This window comes from Streptomyces tricolor, assembly GCF_002155905.1.
GTDB classification, from domain to species: domain Bacteria; phylum Actinomycetota; class Actinomycetes; order Streptomycetales; family Streptomycetaceae; genus Streptomyces; species Streptomyces tricolor.
Genome location: NZ_MUMF01000980.1, coordinates 1 through 480 on the forward strand (window position 1 = coordinate 1; position 480 = coordinate 480).

Annotated in this window: 1 protein-coding gene; it reads left to right on the forward strand. The window is 72.5% G+C overall.

All coding sequences use genetic code 11. The annotated features are described in order from the left end of the window. Positions 1 to 241 (forward strand): iron-sulfur cluster assembly accessory protein (locus CCN44_RS42090; RefSeq protein ID WP_086704542.1); only part of this gene is annotated, 241 nt, incomplete at its 5' end. Positions 242 to 480 lie beyond the last annotated feature (239 nt).

The following is a 480-nucleotide window of genomic DNA, read 5'->3' on the forward strand; positions in this document are numbered from 1 at the left end:
CGTCGCCGTCAAGCCCGGCGGCTGCTCCGGCCTGCGCTACCAGCTCTTCTTCGACGAGCGCTCGCTCGACGGCGACGTGGAGAAGGACTTCGGCGGGGTCAAGGTCGTCACGGACCGGATGAGCGCTCCGTACCTGGGCGGCGCCACCATCGACTTCGTGGACACGATCGAGAAGCAGGGCTTCACGATCGACAACCCGAACGCGACCGGCTCCTGCGCCTGCGGCGACTCCTTCAGCTGAGCCGACGCCGGAACGGACGACGGCGGCGGCCCCCCTTCGCGGAAGGGGGGCCGCCGCCGTCGCGTTCCAGGCCCTAGCGCGGCTGCGCCGACGCGTCCGGCCGCAGCGAGCCCGGCTTCGCCTTCGGGATCTCCTTGCCGTCCGCGCCGACCACCGTCCGCCCGGCCAGCGGCGCGTCCAGCGTCACGGTCTTCACGTACTCCTTCGCGATCAGCACGCAGACCCGGCCCGGCCAGGGC